Origin of the sequence: Brevibacillus sp. MS2.2 (assembly GCF_013284345.1) — a bacterium.
Taxonomy (GTDB): Bacteria; Bacillota; Bacilli; order Brevibacillales; family Brevibacillaceae; genus Brevibacillus; species Brevibacillus brevis_C.
This window is the reverse complement of the sequence record NZ_JABSUZ010000024.1, coordinates 56,927-74,426: the sequence shown is the minus strand read 5'-3', so window position 1 is coordinate 74,426 and position 17,500 is coordinate 56,927. Positions and strand designations below refer to the sequence as shown.

The window sequence follows — 17,500 nt, the reverse complement described above, 5'->3', positions numbered from 1 at the left end:
ACATGGAAGGGACGATTATTCACGTACCGCAAAAGCATCTGGTTGGACTTAGCTTCTCTGGTTCGTTTCCGATGCTTGTGGAATACATGCCAAAGCTGTGGGAGACTTTTTTGAAGCGCCAGGATGAGATTCCTCTCGTGATTTCTCCAGATGTTCGTTACGACATCAGCGACGAGAATCGAACGTACCAAATGTATACTGAGTACATTGTAGTGGAAGTTGAGCGTTTCGAGTATATCCCTGAGGGCATGATCGGGTTTACGATTCCAGCGAAGACATACGCCCGCTTTACCCACACAGGACCGATGGAACAGGTCCAAAACACGTACCACAGTTTGTTTGGTTGGCTCAAAGCAAGTGACCATCAGGTAGATGAGTATGCTCTTCGTATGGAGCGCTACGATCAACGGTACGTTCCTTCTGTGCATGAGTCTGCTCGGGTCGAGAACACGTACGAAATTTTTATCCCGCTTCGGTAAAAGAACAGCGAAGCAGCACCTCTAAACGGCCAACACCTCTTATACCCAAAAACGGGAGGTGTTGGCCGTTTGGTTTCACCAATTGGAATCCAGACTCGTATACTGTAAGAAACAGGACAGGGGTGACAAGTGTGGTGAAATTAAAATGGCATTATCGAAAGCACTTGCGCAAGCGTTACGGTCGGTTGATTTGGAGGGTTCGCAAACGGAAAAATCGGAAAGGATACTTTAAATCAAATGTTTGGACACATCATCGTAAGAGTTATCGTATTCTTGTCGCAAACGAATACATTGCTGCATACTTGGCCAAAAAACTCGGGTTACCCGTTGCAAAAGTTTTACAGGCTCGTGTAAGAGGACCACGAGGGTATGTGAGACGCGGGCTTGTCTCTATCGAAGCCAATGCCAGGAAGGTTATTCCTTGGAAAAAGGCGAAGTCTTACGTAAAGAAAAAACCGCACAAGTATATCAAAAATGCCAAAAAATTAGCGCGTTTGGTGGCTTTCGATACATGGATTCTTAACCCGGACCGTTCGAATCGCAACTTGATTCTCTACCGAAGAAAATCATGGAAGAAATACAAATGGTATGGCATCGATCATGGCATGTCATTGTTTGGCAATCCTGATAAATGGAATTTTCGCAGAGCAAAGAATAAGTTCTCCTGTAAAAAAGCATACAAATTCTGCTTGCATACCGGAGACAAAAAGAAGCAACGAATTCCCTACGGATTGAAACGTTTCACACAGGAAAATCGAAAGCAGCTTGCCAAGATGGTGAAAAAAATCCAATCTTTGCCTACCTCAGAAATCAAAAAAGCGATCAAAAGGGTACCGAAAGGATTTTTGAAAAAGTCCGAAAAAAAATTCATCCAAAAAGTGTTGCAATGCAGACGCAAGCAAATGAAAAAAGCACTGAAGCGGGTATCGAAGCGTTTTGCTTAAACATTTTCCCGTTTGTTCATGTCAATTAGTAGAGCAAATGTCCAGCGACTTGTCCAAAAAACAACCAAGTTCCTCCATAATAGACTGCAAGACTTGTAGGGAAAGATCAACCTGCAGACCGATGTCTAGGGAGTGCTTTGCGTTTTGTGGCAGATACCGATGGATATTTGGCTTGGAAGTCATGATTCTTTCGATTGCAGGCTGATGGTAATGGGGATCGGCAGTACCTGAGACGAGAAAGACATTTTGCTCCAGCGCAAGCAAGTCTGCCACGACCAAATCCTCCCTCAGCAACGGAGTCAACAGGATCGCTGACGAACGGCAAAAACGAGGTTCCTTGAGCAAAGAACATGCAATCGGAACTGTTCCGAGTGATTTCCCGAGAAAGAAAACACGTTCATACACCTGCTGATCTAGTACCTGGGAGACAACCGTTTGCATATCCTCGCTGATCCAAGCGCTTCGTTTTGCGAATGAGCTGGTTTCGAAATCTGGGATGCCTTTTCCATATTCTGCGTGTACATGGATGAGATCGACCTGTTTGCTCAAAAAAAGCATGGTAGAATAATACAGATAAGGCCTGTCGAACGAGTAACTGGCTCCGGGAAAGAAAAAACAGACGGAGCGAGATGGCGTCTGATTTGCCTGAATGTGCGTGTACGTCATTTCTCTCCCATGCCTGACGATCACAGAACCTGTTTTTGGGTATACCATCTACTAGCTGCACCTCTTTCATGTTCTTCGGAACAGGGGTTATTTTTCAATCGTAAGGGTCAGTAGCACTTTTTGACAAGAAGTAAACAAACAGTAAAGGAGTAGGATTCGATGAAAAAGGAAGTCCAACTGAGTAACGGCATCAAAATAGCCTATGTAGAAGAAGGAACGGGGGAATCGCTTGTTTTGATCCACGGTTTTTGCGGGAGCGCATCTTACTGGCATAAGCTAGTTCCGCACTTGTCTAAAACGCATCGTGTCATTGCGATCGATTTGCGTGGTCATGGAAACAGCTCGGCCCCTGATGAACCGTATTCGATAGAGCGCTTTGCAGACGATCTGGCTTTGTTTGTAGATGAGCTGGGTTTAGCGAAGATTCATCTGTTTGGACATTCGCTCGGTGGCTATGTGACCTTGGCATTTGCAAATCAATACGCGGACAAGCTGGCGAGCTTTGGCTTGATCCATTCGACGCCATATCCGGATGACGATGCTGCCAAAGCCAATCGGGATAAAGGAGCAGACAACATCCGGGAAAATGGAATGGAGCCGTTTATCAAAGCCCTTGTACCGAAGCTGTTCGCCCCTTCCCATATCGACACGATGAGAGAAGAAGTCCAGCTAGCAAAAGAAATTGGCTTTGCGACGAGCCCGGTTGGAGCCATCCAAACCTTAATCGCCATGCGTGATCGAGTAGATCGCAATCATGTGCTGCAAGAAACGACTCTACCTGTACTATTAGTCGCAGGATCAGAGGATCAGATCATTCCTGCTGAAAAAACTTTTACAGTTGATAAAACTAACGTCGAGCAAGTGTTGCTGCCTGATGTAGGGCATATGGGTATGGTAGAGGCACCAGAGAAAATGTCAGAAGCCTTCAAGAGCTTTCTAAACAGAAAGTAAACAAATATCACACCATAGTCCTAGCAAATTTTGCTATAATGAAAACGTTATCCTATTTATTTATACATAGACGAGAGGGGAAATTATCATGAAAAAGGCACGTCGGATTACGATGACGGCGTTTGCATCAATCGTATTTGCATCGCTGATGTCTTCCTCAGCATTTGCAGCACCATTGCATCCCGTACAGCACACTGACTGGATGGTGAAAAAGGCAATTGTATCAGCGGGTCAAAATGGCGATCTTGCTTTGGATCGTGCCGTGACTCTCGCAGAAGCTACTGTTGTTTTCTCCAAATTGAAAGAGGCAAAAGTGGGAGCTGCGGCTAAAGGTGCTCATTGGTCTACTCCCTATTTCGACTGGGCAAAGAGCCAAGGTGCTCTCACACAAGACGACTATAAAAACCCTACGCAAACCGTAACGTCTGCCAAGCTGACACAAATGGCTGACAAACTGGGCTATAAAATGAAGCTCGACAACAAAGCGACTGTAACGCGCGGTGAATTTTTCCAAGCATTGGGTGATGCGGCTACCACGCATGTAACGATTGCCCACACCAACGATACACATGGTCATATTCAAGAAGACAAGAACCAAAAAGAATTCGGCTTTGCCAAAATCGCAACCTTGCTCAAGGAATGGCGTGCAGAGAACGAAAACTTCTTGCTCTTGGACGCTGGTGATACCTTCCAAGGTACCGTTTTCGTGAACCAATTCAAAGGCGAATCTGTTGTTCCTATCCTCAACAGCCTCGACTACAACGTAATGGCTGCGGGTAACCACGAGTTTGACTTCGGTTATGAGCAACTGCTCAAGCTTCGTGACATGCTCGAGCATCCAGTCATCTCTGCTAACGTGTTCAAGTCAGATGGAAAAGAATTGCTGCTACCTGTTTTCAAAGCGGAGATTGGCGGGAAAAAATTCGCCTTTGTTGGTTTCGTAGCGGAAGACACACCTGTATTGACTCACCCTGACAACGTAAAAGGGCTGACATTCAAAAACCCGGTAGAAGTGGCGAAAGTACTTGTACCTGAGCTGAAAAAAGAAGTTGATCACGTGATTGTTGTTTCTCACATCGGAGTGAACGTAGACCGTGAAATCGCGAAAAACGTTCCTGGCATTGACCTGATTGTTGGTGGTCACTCCCATACTCCACTGAAAGCACCTGAACTCGTAAATGGCACGTACATCGTACAAGACTGGGAGTACGGCAAGTCTCTCGGACGCGCTGACCTCTACTACCTCGGCAAAGAACTGGTAGCATTCAGCGGCGGTTTGAAAGAGTACGATGAAGCAGTTGTAGCTGATCCAGACGTAGATAAGATGGTAAAAGAAATCGTGGGCAAGATCGATACTGTCATGAATGTTGTTATTGCGAAATCCGAAGTGCCACTCGATGGTGATCGTGCACTGGTTCGTACGAAAGAAACAAACGTAGGTAACCTGATCACAGATATCATGCTGGAGCGCACGCAGTCCATCAAAGGCTATGAGGCAGATGTAGCACTTGCTAACGGTGGTGGAATCCGTACACAGCTACCAGCAGGCGATATTACGAAAAAAGGTTTGTACACGCTCCTGCCATTCGAGAACAATACACTGGCAGTCGTAGAAGTAACAGGTGAAGAGCTGAAGAAAGCCCTCGAAAACGGCGTGAGCAAGGTAGAAGAGGGAGCAGGACGCTTCCCGCAAGTGAGCGGTATGAGCTTCACGTACAACCCAGCCAAGCCAGCTGGCGAGCGCGTAGTAGAAGTAAAAGTTGGCGACAAGCCGCTTGACCTGACCAAAACGTATAAAGTGGCAACGATCGACTTCCTGGCAGCAGGTGGAGATGGTTACGAATCGTTGAAAAAGCCATTCTTTAACACAGGCTTGTCCATGTACAGCATTGTGGAGGAAGGCTTGATCAAGCGTAAAACTGTCAATCCAAAAGTAGAAGGCCGCATTGTTGAAGTAAAATAAGGTTTGACCGGACAGGGATGGAGATAAACCTCCCTGTCCGTCTTTTATTATGAAGTACCTTGCAATATATAGTAGCCATTTGGTAAGCTCTTACATGGGTGATGTTGATGAACGTACAGTTTAAAAAAGGGGTTCTGGAGCTGTGTGTTCTCGTCTTGACAGCTAAGCAGGACAGATACGGCTACGAACTAGTTGCGAGCATCTCAGAAAAATTCCATATCTCTGAAGGAACGGTTTACCCCTTGCTTCGCCGTTTGACCCAGGAAGGATTTTTTACGACCTATTTGGCGGAATCACAAGAGGGACCCCCACGGAAATATTACCAGCTGACAAGTCGCGGTCGTCTTTATATGAATGACCTCGTCTTGGAGTGGCGAATATTTAACCGCGGGGTAAACGAGATCATAGAGGAGGGACTCGGATATGACAAGGCGTGAGTTTATGGATGAGTTAAATGCTTTGCTAAGCGCTTTGCCTGATAAAGAACGCTTAGACATCCTTGCCGATTATACAGAGCATTTTCTCTTGGGAATGAAACAAGGGAAGACCGAGTTTGAAATTGCGGAAGGCTTGGGAAGTCCGAAGCTAGTGGCACGAGAGCTTTTGGCTGGCTACCGAATTGATCAAGCACATTCCAACGCATCGGTAGGGAATATGACGAGAGCGATTGTCGCGACGATCAGCTTGGGATTTTTCAATCTCGTCTTTGTTTTGGGACCTTTTTTAGGCTTGATCGGTATACTGATGGGGTTGTATGCGATGACTGCGGTGCTTTTGGTCGCGCCAGTCGGAATATTCTTGGATTACGGGATTCCTGCCCCTTCCCAGGAGAGACTTTTCTTGTTGTTCTCCAGTATGGTTTCCGTAGGATTGGGTGGAATGTTTGCCATCGGCTTGCTGCGATTGACGAAATGGCTGTATCGGCAGTTCTTGCGTTATCTCCAGTTCAACGTGAAGATGATCAGGGGGAAATGAGATGCGAAATTTGATGAAAAGACTCTTTGGACTCAGTCTTCTTTTGTTCATCATCGGTGTATGTGGAATCATCTGGCTCTTTACGAAGCAAGAAAATTTCTCGTTTTCGTTAAAACAAGTCAATGAAGAGCGCATAATCGAACAAGAAGTAAAAGCGATTGAGTTGCTCACGGAAGCGGCTGATGTGGAAATCATGGCAAGCAAGCAACCAAAAGCGAGCGTACGGATGGTCGGGGAAGTATCCGAACAACAGCAGGAGCGACTGGAATTTCAGAGTGTAGTCTCACCAGATGGTACGCTGCTCGTAGAACTTCGTGAACGCCCTCATGTCAATATGTTTTATCCTCGCAACGGGAAGGTAAAGCTGGAGCTCTTCCTGCCAGAAAAAGTGTATGAGAACGTCCAGCTTGAAACGATGACAGGGGATATCAAGAGCGGAATGCTGCGTGCAAAGAACACGAAAATATCCACCAGCAATGGAGATGTGGACGTGTCGGGCTATGAAGGAGAAGGACTTGACGTCCAGACAGCCACAGGTGATATCAATCTGGCGAATGTTCGCTCTGCCGTTGTAATCGAAAGCTCCACAGGAGAGATTGATAAACTGACAATGCCAGAGCTGACCCATGACGTTTCCATTCGAACGGACACGGGGGATATTCGAGTGACGGTAGCCAAGGAGCCTGCTGCAGCACAGTTGGAAGTTACGACAGATACAGGTAGCATTGAAACCTCCTGGTCTAACCTTACCTATGAAAAGAACGAGGAATACAAAGTGAAGGCATCGATTGGATCAGGTGGACCCAAAATGACTGTGCGAAGTTCTACCGGGGACGTTCGCATTCAATAGGAGAAGTTTGGAAACACTGATGGATAGGATTGGAAACGGAAGAAACGAAAAGATTTTGACACAAAAGAGACATTACTTGTCGAATGACGAATGGTATCATATTGAAGGAAACATAATTGTGCAAAGCGAGGTTTATTCATGACCGCAAAAACTTTTAACGATACGTTTTTGAAAGCATGTCGCGGTGAAGCGACAGAGCATGTTCCGGTTTGGTACATGCGTCAGGCAGGGCGTTATCAGCCAGAATACCGCGCCATCCGCGCGAAGCATAGCTTTTTTGAAATGAACTACATACCGGAAGTTTGCGCGGAAGTGACACGTCTGCCAGTTGAGCAACTGGGCGTCGACGCTGCAATCTTGTTTGCAGACATCATGACGCCACTCAAACCGATTGGCGTGGATGTGAATATCGAATCTGGCATTGGTCCTGTGATCGCGAACCCAATCGAATCCTTGAAGGATGTTGAGCGTCTGCTTGAGCTCGATCCGGAAACGCATGTGCCGTACATTCTTGAATCCATTAAGATTTTACGTCAGCAATTATCTGTTCCATTAATCGGTTTCGCGGGTGCACCATTTACACTAGCTAGCTATATGATCGAAGGCGGCCCTTCCAAGCACTATCATAAGACAAAAGCATTCATGTATACCGAGCCGGTTGCTTGGCAGGCGCTGATGGAAAAACTGGGCGATATGACCATCACCTACCTCAAAGCGCAAATTAAAGCAGGTGCACAAGCTGTACAAGTATTTGATTCGTGGGTTGGTGCATTGAATGACGAAGATTACCGCGAGTACATTACACCAGTCATGACCCGTATCTTCAACGCACTAAAAGATACTGGCGTGCCAACGATCTATTTTGGTATCGGCGCTGGTCATCTTTTGATGGATTGGAACCGCTTGCCTGTTGATGTGGTTGGTCTGGACTGGCGTACTTCGATTACGACTGCTCGTGAGATGGGTGTGACGAAGACGCTGCAAGGCAATTTGGACCCAACGCTGCTATTGGCTCCCTGGGAGAAGCTCGAAGCGAAGGCGAAGGAAATTTTGGATGAAGGCTCAAAACAGCCAGGCTTCATTTTCAATCTGGGACACGGCGTATTCCCTGATGCTAAAGTAGAAACACTGCAACAACTGACGAAGTTCATCCATAGTTACAAAAGGGACGTCTAATCAGGAGGGGCGCTTACATGTCAAAGCAGAAGATCGGACTCTTGTTAATGGCGTATGGAACGCCACGCAGTCCTGAACAGATTGAACCATATTATACGCACATTCGCCGTGGTCGTAAGCCACCACAAGAACTGCTCGATGATTTGATGGCGCGTTATGAGGCTGTAGATGGATTGAATCGATTTGCAGACATTACGGATGAGCAGGTGCGCGCTCTTGAGCAGGAAATGAACAAACGCTATCCAGATCGGGAATTTGTAGGGTACCTTGGTTTGAAGCATATCGCTCCGTTTGTCGAAGACGCAGTAGAGCAAATGAAGCAGGATGGGATTACAGAAGCGGTCAGTCTTGTTCTGGCGCCTCATTATTCCAGCTACAGCGTCAAAGAATACAATGGACGAGCACAGGAGCATTCCGCGGCAATTGGCGGACCTGTCATCCAGAGCATTGAGAGCTGGTATCTGGAGCCAGGCTTCATCGGATATTGGGCAGATGCTATTCAAGCGACCTTTGCTGCGATGACGGATGAAGAGCGTGGACAAGCAGTCGTGATCTTCTCCGCGCACAGCCTGCCGGAAAAAATCTTGAAGTCAGGTGATCCTTACCCCATGCAACTGGAGGAGACAGCAAAGCTCATTGCGGAGCAAGCAGGGATCACTTCCTATGCAATCGGATGGCAAAGCGCCGGAAATACACCTGATCCGTGGTTGGGACCAGATGTACAGGATTTGACTAGAGAGCTGTACGAAGCAAAGGGCTACCAAGCATTTGTTTACTGTCCTGTCGGATTTATTGCGGAGCATTTGGAAGTTCTGTTTGATAATGATGTGGAATGCAAAGCGGTTACAGATGAGCTAGGGGTACATTACTATCGTCCACCGATGCCTAATGCCAGACCTGCGTTCATTTCCTGTCTGGCTGATGCTGTCGGAAAGAAGCTGGCGAATTAGGGGATCGATCATATGAGCGATAATACCTATCATATTACGATTATAGGCGGCGGCATCACTGGGTTGACCGCTGCTTATTACTTACAAAAGGAAATCGAAGCAAAAGGCTTGCCCATCCGTTTTCAACTGCTTGAAGAACAGGGACGACTTGGTGGAAAAATCAAGACATGGCGTCACGAAGGGTTTGTGATTGAGCAAGGTCCCGATTCGTTTCTCGAGCGGAAAACGAGTGCGGCTGAGCTGGCAGTGGACTTGGGGCTTGCGGATGATCTCGTTCGCAACAGTACAGGACAAGCTTATATTTGGCATCAGGATCGCCTGAAGGCTATACCAGAAGGAGCGGTCATGGGTGTACCGACGAAGCTCATGCCTTTTGTCACGACCGATCTCATTTCTTGGCCAGGCAAGCTTCGGGCAGCTTTGGATCTCGTTCTTCCTGCATCAAAAGGAGACGGCGATATCTCCGTGGGTGACTTTTTTCGGCGTAGGCTAGGTAATGAAGTTATTGATAATCTTATAGCGCCTTTATTGTCCGGTGTCTACTCCGGGGATCTCGACAAGCTCAGCTTGCTTGCGAGTTTTCCTCAATTCGCAAAAATGGAGGAGCAGCATCGCAGCTTGATCGTAGCGATGAAGCATTCTCGCCCGCAAATAAAAACGCAAGAAAAGCCAAAAGGCATCTTTCTGACGTTGAAGAACGGCTTGCAGTCCTTAGTAGAGGCAATCGAGAAGAGCCTGCCAGAAGAAGTCATCTCGAAGAATACCGGTGTCAAAGAACTGGTGAAACGGCCAGACGGGAAGTACACCTTGGTAATGAAAAATGGGGAAACGATCGAGACAGATACGGTGCTGTTTACCGTACCACATGCTATCGCAGAGCCGTTGTTCCGTCCTTATGTACAAGTTCCTACCCTGCCCCAAGCGAAGCCGCATATGGTTGCAACCATCGCGATGGCATTTCCAGAGTCAGCCATTGATTTAGGGATGGAAGGGACAGGATTTATTGTACCGCGGCATTCTGGAGCCAAAATTACCGCATGTACGTGGGCGCATCGCAAATGGCCGCATACGACGCCGAAAAACAAAGCCTTGCTGCGTAGCTTCATAGGGAGAGCAGGAGAGCAATCCTTCATGGAGCAGACGGATGAGGAAATTTTGGAGGTCGTCCTCCGCGATCTGCGCAAGATCATGACGATTCGAGCAGAGCCGGATTTTTATAACGTATCACGCCTGCAAAATGCCATTCCATATGTTGTCGGACACCAGGCTTGGGTGCAGGATGTGAACAATCAATTAAAAGAAAAACTCCCTGGTGTTATCGTGGCAGGTGCGTCGTACAGCGGCGTAGGTGTACCCGATTGTATTGATCAGGGGAAAAAAGCAATAGCAGAATGGATCGCGTCTGTAAAACCGGGGAGATAGATAACCCCGGTTTTTCCTTTTTTTTCGGTGCTAAACGGCTCGTCCTGTCCATATAGTATAGGGAAATGTCCTGCACTTGAAAGGAGGAGCACGAATGGCATTACAGGATGGGCAACTCTCTTTTGCCATCAAGGAGACCATTTTCCTCTCATCCGATAGAGCTGGAATAGGTGAATTGCAAGAGCTGGAATTGGTTCCAGATGTGGAAGTGTTAGAAAATGATTCCTACATCTCGATCACGGGTTGCTTGCAATTAGTAGGGAAGTACGAGCCAATCAGGGAAGCCGCAGAAGCGACAGGCGGCGAAGGAGAATCGCTGGTTGAGGCCATGACTTTTACTCCCTTTCGCCAGGAAGCATCGGATCAAGCCTTTTATGGCTGGGAGGAACAGATCGGTCATCGCATTCCGTTGAACATCACCATTCCATTGGATCGGATTACCGAGATCGGAGACATCTACGCAATTGTGGACAGCTTTGACTACAAACTGGAATCACCACATCAAATGCTGATCGATGCCGATCTGAAGATTTTGGGGATAGTCCTCGGGGATAGAACTGAACAAGCAGAGCAGATCGAAACGCAGGCTGCTGGTCCAGGCGAAGGAGCGTGGGAATACAGCTTTGCTACTGGCGATGATGGGGGTGGGCAAGAATATACGAAACAGACGTCCCTCGATGACATTGATCAAAAGCTGAGTGCGTTGGAGGAGGAATTGGAGCGGCAGGCATTGCCAGCATCCTATGAATCAACCGAATCTCCTTCCATGTTCGATACTCCGGCTATTGCTCAATCCGATGAGGATGAATACTACGAGCAATACGGTGATGTGCTGGAAGTGGCACAGCCCAATCCTTCGGAGTCCTGGGAGACTGCTCCTATTTCGTATGATTTCGATTCCCAACAATCTGCTTCGTATGATTCTTCTGTCGCCTATCCCGAGCAGTCCGTATTGGCAGATGAGCAAGAGCAGATGAGAGAAATAGCCGAAAAAGAACAAGGACATGAGGAGCCTATACTGGCTTTACACGATCAACAGGCAATCGCATACCAGCAAGTTTCCAACGAATCTACTGGGTCATCGGTCCAAGCAGAGTCGCAAGAAGCAGTGCAAGAAGCAGTACAAGAAGCAGTACAAGAAGCGGTGGAAGCCAGTGTTGTGTCCGAGCCAGAGCCTGAGCAAGAAGCAGAACCAGTCGTTGCACAACCAGAGGCTGCCGCGGAAGATGTAGAAGTGCGAGTGGCGATTTCCGGGAAACCCTCCCAAGAAGAAAGAAGTAACGTGAACATTACTTCCATCTTCTCACAAGCGAGTCGTGCCAAACAGGAAGCGATGGCGTTGGAGGCGGAATCTTCATCTAGCTCTTCGCGACATGGGTCTGCGGCGAATGCCAACCCTTCTACGATGGAGGCCATGCAAAATCTTACATCGTTTGTCCGGAGAAAAGAAGAGCGTTCCAGTCAGTTGAAAATGTGCATTATTCAGCGAGATGAGACGTTAGAGCATATTTCACAACGTTACTCCTTGCCTGTTTCCAAAATCATGGAAGTAAACCGATTAGCTTCCGAGCAGCTTGTAGCAGGGCAGATTCTGTACATCCCACAATAGAGGAGTGGGGGACCGTGGATAAAATTGATCTCTCCGAGGTTTGCCAGCAATATCGGGCGCGCGTAATCCGAATTACGCCCCTTGATGATTGCTATTTACTGGAGACAAACCGGGGCCCCAAAGAACTCCACGTTTGGCCGCGTGTAGATGTGATGCGCTGGTCGTTTGCTTGGCGCGAACGACTGGCTCGTCAGGGGTTTCGAGAAGTGGAGCGGTTTATTCGTACGAGAGACACCAAGCCATTTTTGATTTTGGGTAAACGCGGTGTTACCATGACCGACCATCACAGACAATTCGAAGACTATCAGCCCGGCCAGGACATTGCGAGGGAATGTGGACGCGTGATCGCGATGATGCATCAGTCTCAGCAGGAAAGTCCTTTACTGTCCGGAAGTGATTTGCTCAAGCAGGAAAAGAAGCAAGTAGAAGAAAAGGGAAGGCGTGCCAAAGAGTTGGTCGAATCATTTCGAGCCAAATCTGGGCGGAATTCTAAGGAAAATCGTTGGGTATCGGAACTCATGACCCCTATGCTGCAAAGAATGGACCGTTCCGCTGCGATGCTGGCCCACGAGCGAATTACTCCGGAGGCGGTTGCTGTATCCCATCGGGACCTTTTGCGTGACAACTGGGGAATGATAAACGGGAAGCTGTACTTAAGAGGTTTTTTCAGGCCGGTGATTTCAGTCCAGCAACGCGATGTTGCCACTTTTTTGCGCGATCACTTTTTAACCCATAAGGATCTGAAGCAGATTGACGCTTTTTTTGACGGCTATGAAGAAATCAAGCCACTCACCTATGGAAACTATTCGTTGATACTCGCCTTTATGGCTCGTCCTCGTGAAGTGTACAAGAGTATCGAATCGTACGTAAAGCGCGTATCGCTGGATCGAGAAGCGTCGATCGCTGGTATTGAGCAGGCCTTGCAGAGCCAACAATCTGTTGACTTGCTGCTTCGGCATATTGCAGAGCGGGCCGAGCGTTCGAGGAGGGAGGGAGTCTATGAGTCGGTATGATGACATTGCTCCTTTGTTCAAAGAGTATGACATGTATCCCCAGAGCATTGACGTTTTAAAGGAGCCAAATGTATTTAAGGCGACGACTCCCTACGGCTCCTTCGTATGCAAACGAGCCCAAGTACCCGCTCAACGTCTTGTTTTCGTCAGCGATATGCTGCGTCAATTGCAGCACCGCGGATGGGATGGAGCCGTTCCTTTTACGTACACGAAATACGATGATCCTTTTGTTCAACAGGGTAACACTGCCTTTTACGTAACCCCTTGGCAGCCAGGAAGTGAGGAATGGGCCGAGCAACCTTTGTCTTGGGCGACTCCTGCCTTGGAGCGTTTGGCGGAGCTTCATCATTTGACACAAAACTATCGCTACGATGATCCGAGACAGGTGGAGCCACTTGTCGACTCCTTGTTGAACCGTTGGCAATATTGGCAAGACCAAATGAATAAGGCGGAAACCCTTGCGCAGGAACGCAAATATCCTTCCCCTTTTGATCTGGTGTTTTTGGCTAACAAGGAGTTTCTTGAGGAAATGGCACAAACAGCCACAGACTTATTGACCGATTGGCGAGAGCGTCATGAGACGCACGCGCATTTTCGCTTATCGTTGATCCATGGTAACCCGAATCCCGAGCATGTTGTGCCAGATCGATCGGGGAAAGGACGGCTGCTTAATTTTGATCGTGCCAGCTTTGATACACCAGTGCGCGATTTGACGCTATTTTATCGTACTTATTTTCAAATGGCGGGGGATGAGGTTGGGGCTTCTCAGCTATTCCATCGCTACGCCGAGATATTTCCGCTGCGACCAGAAGAAATTGAGCTGATGGCCTCGTTTCTGTCCTATCCGGAGAGGATCATGAGAGACTTGGATATTTATTATCATCATCCCCGCGAGTGGACCGAGTTTTACGCTGTCCAACGTTTTGAAAAAGATATGGACCGCCTGATGCGCCTGCATCGTTGGGTCCAGCAAGCCTTTTAATAAGCAACGTCTCACCGCGTGGGGCGTTGTTTTTCTTTTTTATAACCATTCAAGGGAGATGGCAACATAGAGCATGGCTAGCAAACCGAGAAGGACGACATCAAAAGAGGTAGGAAACACTACTGTTCGGATAAACTGAAAAACCAACAGCGGAAAGAGCACTTGCTTGCACCCGTATTTGATCCGTAAATACGTGGGGTTATACTTCCAACGAAAATTCATCACAATCACCTCATTCCAGCATATGCGCGGCAACTTTGGACAGTGTCTACAACCTTGAGCAAATGCCTAAAACATTTTGATTGAAAGTAGATAGTGGTTTGAATGGTGCCTGAAAAGGGAAGGTGTAGGGCAGGAAGGCTAGGACGAAACGAATAAAGGTGATCACAATGTTTTTGAAAATTGCCATAACCCTTTTCGCAATTCCCGAAAGAAAGAATTATGCTAAAGTGTGTATGGGAGTGGCTCGGGGATGAATCATCAATTGGTCAAACTAATGGAATTGAAACAGAATTACGAGTATCTGGTGATGACCAGCAATGAGCAAAGCAAGCGCCAAGTCAATTACGAGAGTCTCATGCCATTTATAGAAGAGTTGGTCGATACGTGGTTCGTGAAAATGGACAAGCCTTGCTTCTTGTCGATCACGTTTGAATCGGCTTTAGGTGCTGTTTATTTTCGAATCGAGCGTGGAAATAAAGAGAACGCAAAAGTACAGCGCGAAGTAGAAGAGCGCATTGTTGTCTCGGAACAGTGTGACACTGCTCAAACACCGCGCTATGTTCGCTTGTTCGCCCAGAGTAACGTCAATGACCATGAGCTAAAGGAACTGGAAAAAGCTTTTTATGGGCTGCTCCTTGTGAATATTCGGGCGTTGATCCTCAGATGTCAACAGGACCAGTCAACAGGGCAGCGAGAAATCGAGATGGAGATGAAGCTGGCTAGACGCATGCAGTCGATGCTCATTCCCACAGAAGAATTGCAGTTAACCAGTTTGCGAACAAGAACGGTATACGTGCCAGTTGATTATGTAGGCGGAGATTACATTGACTATAGACAAATCAATGATCGCTACACCTGTTTTATCAGTGCGGATGTGTCCGGGCACGGTTTTTTGGCCAGTATTTGGGCAACGGGGATTAGGATTGCTGTACGGCAGGTTTTGCAGTCCAGTTACTCGCCGGATGAGATTTTGGAACGACTCAATCAGTTGCTTTATGCAGATTTAGTGAAGACCCGTTCTTACATTACGATGCTGGTTGCTGTCTATGATGAGAGGGAACACAAAATTCGATTTGGCAGGGCAGGACATCCGCAGCCTTTTTATTTGTCCAAGTCGAATCAAGCCATTTTAGCTAGCAAGGGTGGGGTTGGCCTAGGGCTTTTGCCCGATAGCACGTATCAAATGGAGGAGGTACCCTTAGAAGAAGAGGGCATGCTGTTGCTCTACACAGATGGTTTGCTGGATACAGGGAGAAAAGAAGTGTTTCGAGGTAGCAGACAATGGCTTGAAGAACTATCCTCCTTATTAAATTTGCCTGGTGATAGTAAGCAGGAATCGATGAATCGAGTTGAGGCCTACTTATTGGAGATCACACAGCAGCGAAACCAAACGGATGATATTTCTGTGTTGATTCTTCAATTTGAGCCTGAAGAGAGTATAGCCCTCGTGTAGTTGCGCGTGAATAGGAGGATGAACTGTGATTTTGTGTGAGCGTTGTCCGGACAATCCCACTTGTGATAATTGCCTTGTCGCGCTACGTTCTGGCGGTGCAGCGAACAAAGTAGTTCCGCCCCGCACTGTAAAGGTGACGAACCTAGCAACGAAGGAATCGTTCGAGGCGAAGCTGGTAGCAGTGAGTCGGACGACCATTGGGTTAAGCAGTTCTGATCATGTTTTGCACGGACGCATAGAAATAGAGCTCGCCTATGATTTCCGAATTATTGGTACCGGATTGCGCGGTATAGCAGGTGATCCGTACTACATTATCGATATCGAAAAAGTTTTGCGACGGGAAGATGTTCTGGAGCGGTTGCTTCTGGAAGAATTTCATACATGGCACATGAGTGGCGAATTGGACCCGGCAGACGTCTTGTTACATTGGAAGGATCGAGACGACGAGCGGGGGCGATTAATAAAACAAGAGATTCAGAAGTTATCCATACTGCGTCAGATCGAGACCGTTTTCCTCTATCTTTACGATGAAGGGAAAGTGCGTCCGCTGGGTGACGTTCGTGCGAGTTTGGAAGTAGAGCGAGAAATGCAACGACTGGTCGAAGATGCGGCTGGATCGGGTGGTTCTGTAAGGGAGCAAATTGTCACCACTGATGGCACAAAGGTGTTTGAATTATACACATCTGTATTGCCAGATCGGACCTGTGGGATCGCCTTGATTGATGTCACGGCCGTCATTGCAGAAGAACGAAAACGCAAAAGACGGGAATGGGAGATCTACAGAGATATTCTGGGTGTGGTCACAGAAGGTAAGCTATTGTTGCTTAGTGATGAAGAATTATTTTTCTTGCTTCGGGAAGGTCATAAGCTCTTGGCAATCGACATCCGTTTACCGGAGCAGCTTGCAGAACTGCGTAAATTGTTCAAGCAAGCTTTGGAACCACATGGCATTTCTGATAAGCGCTTGCTGCAGTTTCTCGTTGCGGTCAACGAAGCTGCTTCCAATACGTTGAAGCACGGAAATGGCGGTGTGGTTACGTTATACCTAACAAATGACAGAAAGATGTGCCGCGCTGTGATCCATGATGAAGGACAAGGCATTTTACTCGAGGATATTCCGCGAGCTACCCTACAACAAGGATTTTCTACGCGCCACTCGCTTGGGGCCGGTTTTCACGTGATCCTGCAATACTGTGATCGTGTTTATTTGAGCAGCTCGCTGGCAGGCACCAAGCTTATTTTAGAATGTATCCTTTCACGTTAAGCAACCATTTCCAAAAAGCCAAATGTTTGCAAGTGAATGAAAATGGGTAATATAGTAAAAGGACGAGCAGATTGGGTGTACCGATACCTATTGAGAGGAGTTTGAGCATGGACTACCGCGCAACAGAGGCGAACGGACAGGCTACATTGTTTTTCGTCGGAGAGTTGGACATGGCTGTAGGAGATCGAGTAGGTGAATTGCTCCAGCAGTATGGAGGGCGAAATCAATCCGTTACCGTCGATTTTCAAGGTGTCTCCTTTGTAGATTCTTCCGGTATTGGAAGCCTGTTTTTTACCACGAAAGAACTGTTGGCCATGGGCAAACAGGTAGAAATCGTTAATGTCCGAGAAGAAATTCTCGATATTTTGGGCGTGCTCGGTTTTACCGAAGCACTAGGCATTGCAGTTGGAAAAGTGGGCGAAACACGGGTTTGACGCCAAACAGCGTGATTGTATATAATAGTGAAAGCTAATCATACGACAACTACATACGATAGGAACAATGAGTGGGAAGAGTAAGTCAGAACGCCTTAGCAGAGAGGAGAATCAGTTGCTGCGAGATTCTCTAAGGATTTGAATGGC

The 17,500-nt window shown here is 47.4% G+C and carries 18 protein-coding genes and 1 other annotated feature (1 of these 19 only partly in view); of the genes, 16 read left to right on the top strand and 2 right to left on the bottom strand.

Annotated features, from left to right (window positions below):
• Positions 1-2: 2 nt before the first annotated feature.
• Positions 3-479, top strand: coding sequence for a GyrI-like domain-containing protein (locus HP568_RS20280; protein WP_048032081.1), 477 nt, complete (start codon positions 3-5; stop codon positions 477-479).
• A gap of 131 nt (positions 480-610) precedes the next feature.
• Positions 611-1,423 (top strand): hypothetical protein, encoded by an 813-nt coding sequence (locus HP568_RS20275; RefSeq protein WP_048032082.1) that lies wholly within the window; start codon positions 611-613, stop codon positions 1,421-1,423.
• A 21-nt stretch (positions 1,424-1,444) separates the two neighbouring features.
• Here HP568_RS20275 and HP568_RS20270 read toward each other — a convergent pair whose 3' ends face one another.
• Entirely contained in the window at positions 1,445-2,137 is a 693-nt protein-coding gene (locus tag HP568_RS20270) for an alpha/beta hydrolase (protein ID WP_048032083.1), read from the bottom strand.
• 111 nt (positions 2,138-2,248) lie between these two features.
• Between HP568_RS20270 and HP568_RS20265 the strand changes: the two genes are divergently transcribed.
• The 11 genes from HP568_RS20265 (at position 2,249) to HP568_RS20215 (ending at position 13,980) form a co-directional block, all read left to right on the top strand.
• Entirely contained in the window at positions 2,249-3,040 is a 792-nt protein-coding gene (locus HP568_RS20265; RefSeq protein WP_173630055.1) for an alpha/beta fold hydrolase, read from the top strand.
• An 88-nt stretch (positions 3,041-3,128) separates the two neighbouring features.
• Positions 3,129-5,003, top strand: a complete 1,875-nt coding sequence (locus tag HP568_RS20260) for a bifunctional metallophosphatase/5'-nucleotidase (RefSeq protein WP_173630054.1) — start codon at positions 3,129-3,131, stop codon at positions 5,001-5,003.
• Between the two features lie 107 nt (positions 5,004-5,110).
• Positions 5,111-5,440 (top strand): PadR family transcriptional regulator, encoded by a 330-nt coding sequence (locus tag HP568_RS20255; RefSeq protein WP_048032086.1) that lies wholly within the window; start codon positions 5,111-5,113, stop codon positions 5,438-5,440.
• Complete coding sequence (locus HP568_RS20250; RefSeq protein ID WP_048032087.1) at positions 5,427-5,978, top strand: HAAS signaling domain-containing protein; 552 nt, start codon at positions 5,427-5,429, stop codon at positions 5,976-5,978. Before HP568_RS20255 ends, HP568_RS20250 begins: the two co-directional genes overlap by 14 nt.
• Position 5,979: 1 nt before the next feature.
• Positions 5,980-6,828, top strand: a complete 849-nt coding sequence (locus HP568_RS20245; RefSeq protein ID WP_173630053.1) for a DUF4097 family beta strand repeat-containing protein — start codon at positions 5,980-5,982, stop codon at positions 6,826-6,828.
• 138 nt (positions 6,829-6,966) lie between these two features.
• Positions 6,967-8,004, top strand: coding sequence for a uroporphyrinogen decarboxylase (hemE, locus tag HP568_RS20240; RefSeq protein WP_048032089.1), 1,038 nt, complete (start codon positions 6,967-6,969; stop codon positions 8,002-8,004).
• A gap of 17 nt (positions 8,005-8,021) precedes the next feature.
• Positions 8,022-8,954 (top strand): ferrochelatase, encoded by a 933-nt coding sequence (gene hemH, locus HP568_RS20235; protein WP_048032090.1) that lies wholly within the window; start codon positions 8,022-8,024, stop codon positions 8,952-8,954.
• A gap of 12 nt (positions 8,955-8,966) precedes the next feature.
• Entirely contained in the window at positions 8,967-10,376 is a 1,410-nt protein-coding gene (gene hemY / locus HP568_RS20230; protein WP_173630052.1) for a protoporphyrinogen oxidase, read from the top strand.
• Between the two features lie 94 nt (positions 10,377-10,470).
• Entirely contained in the window at positions 10,471-11,985 is a 1,515-nt protein-coding gene (locus HP568_RS20225) for a LysM peptidoglycan-binding domain-containing protein (protein ID WP_173630051.1), read from the top strand.
• Positions 11,986-11,999: 14 nt separating this feature from the next.
• Positions 12,000-12,998 carry a phosphotransferase gene (locus tag HP568_RS20220; protein ID WP_048032093.1) on the top strand — a complete coding sequence of 333 codons (999 nt, stop codon included), beginning with the start codon at positions 12,000-12,002 and terminating at the stop codon, positions 12,996-12,998.
• Positions 12,985-13,980, top strand: a complete 996-nt coding sequence (locus HP568_RS20215) for a protein kinase family protein (protein WP_173630050.1) — start codon at positions 12,985-12,987, stop codon at positions 13,978-13,980. The genes HP568_RS20220 and HP568_RS20215 overlap by 14 nt, the downstream gene beginning before the upstream one ends.
• Positions 13,981-14,019: 39 nt before the next feature.
• Here HP568_RS20215 and HP568_RS20210 read toward each other — a convergent pair whose 3' ends face one another.
• Entirely contained in the window at positions 14,020-14,202 is a 183-nt protein-coding gene (locus HP568_RS20210) for a hypothetical protein (RefSeq protein WP_007726679.1), read from the bottom strand.
• Positions 14,203-14,452: 250 nt separating this feature from the next.
• Between HP568_RS20210 and HP568_RS20205 the strand changes: the two genes are divergently transcribed.
• The 3 genes from HP568_RS20205 to HP568_RS20195 all read left to right on the top strand — a co-directional run bounded on the left by HP568_RS20205 (position 14,453) and on the right by HP568_RS20195 (position 17,353).
• Positions 14,453-15,655, top strand: a complete 1,203-nt coding sequence (locus tag HP568_RS20205; protein ID WP_173630049.1) for a PP2C family protein-serine/threonine phosphatase — start codon at positions 14,453-14,455, stop codon at positions 15,653-15,655.
• 25 nt (positions 15,656-15,680) lie between these two features.
• Entirely contained in the window at positions 15,681-16,919 is a 1,239-nt protein-coding gene (locus HP568_RS20200; protein ID WP_048032096.1) for an ATP-binding protein, read from the top strand.
• Between the two features lie 107 nt (positions 16,920-17,026).
• Positions 17,027-17,353 carry an STAS domain-containing protein gene (locus tag HP568_RS20195; RefSeq protein ID WP_007726674.1) on the top strand — a complete coding sequence of 109 codons (327 nt, stop codon included), beginning with the start codon at positions 17,027-17,029 and terminating at the stop codon, positions 17,351-17,353.
• A 58-nt stretch (positions 17,354-17,411) separates the two neighbouring features.
• Positions 17,412-17,500: a binding site (T-box leader), on the top strand (it continues 153 nt past the right edge of the window).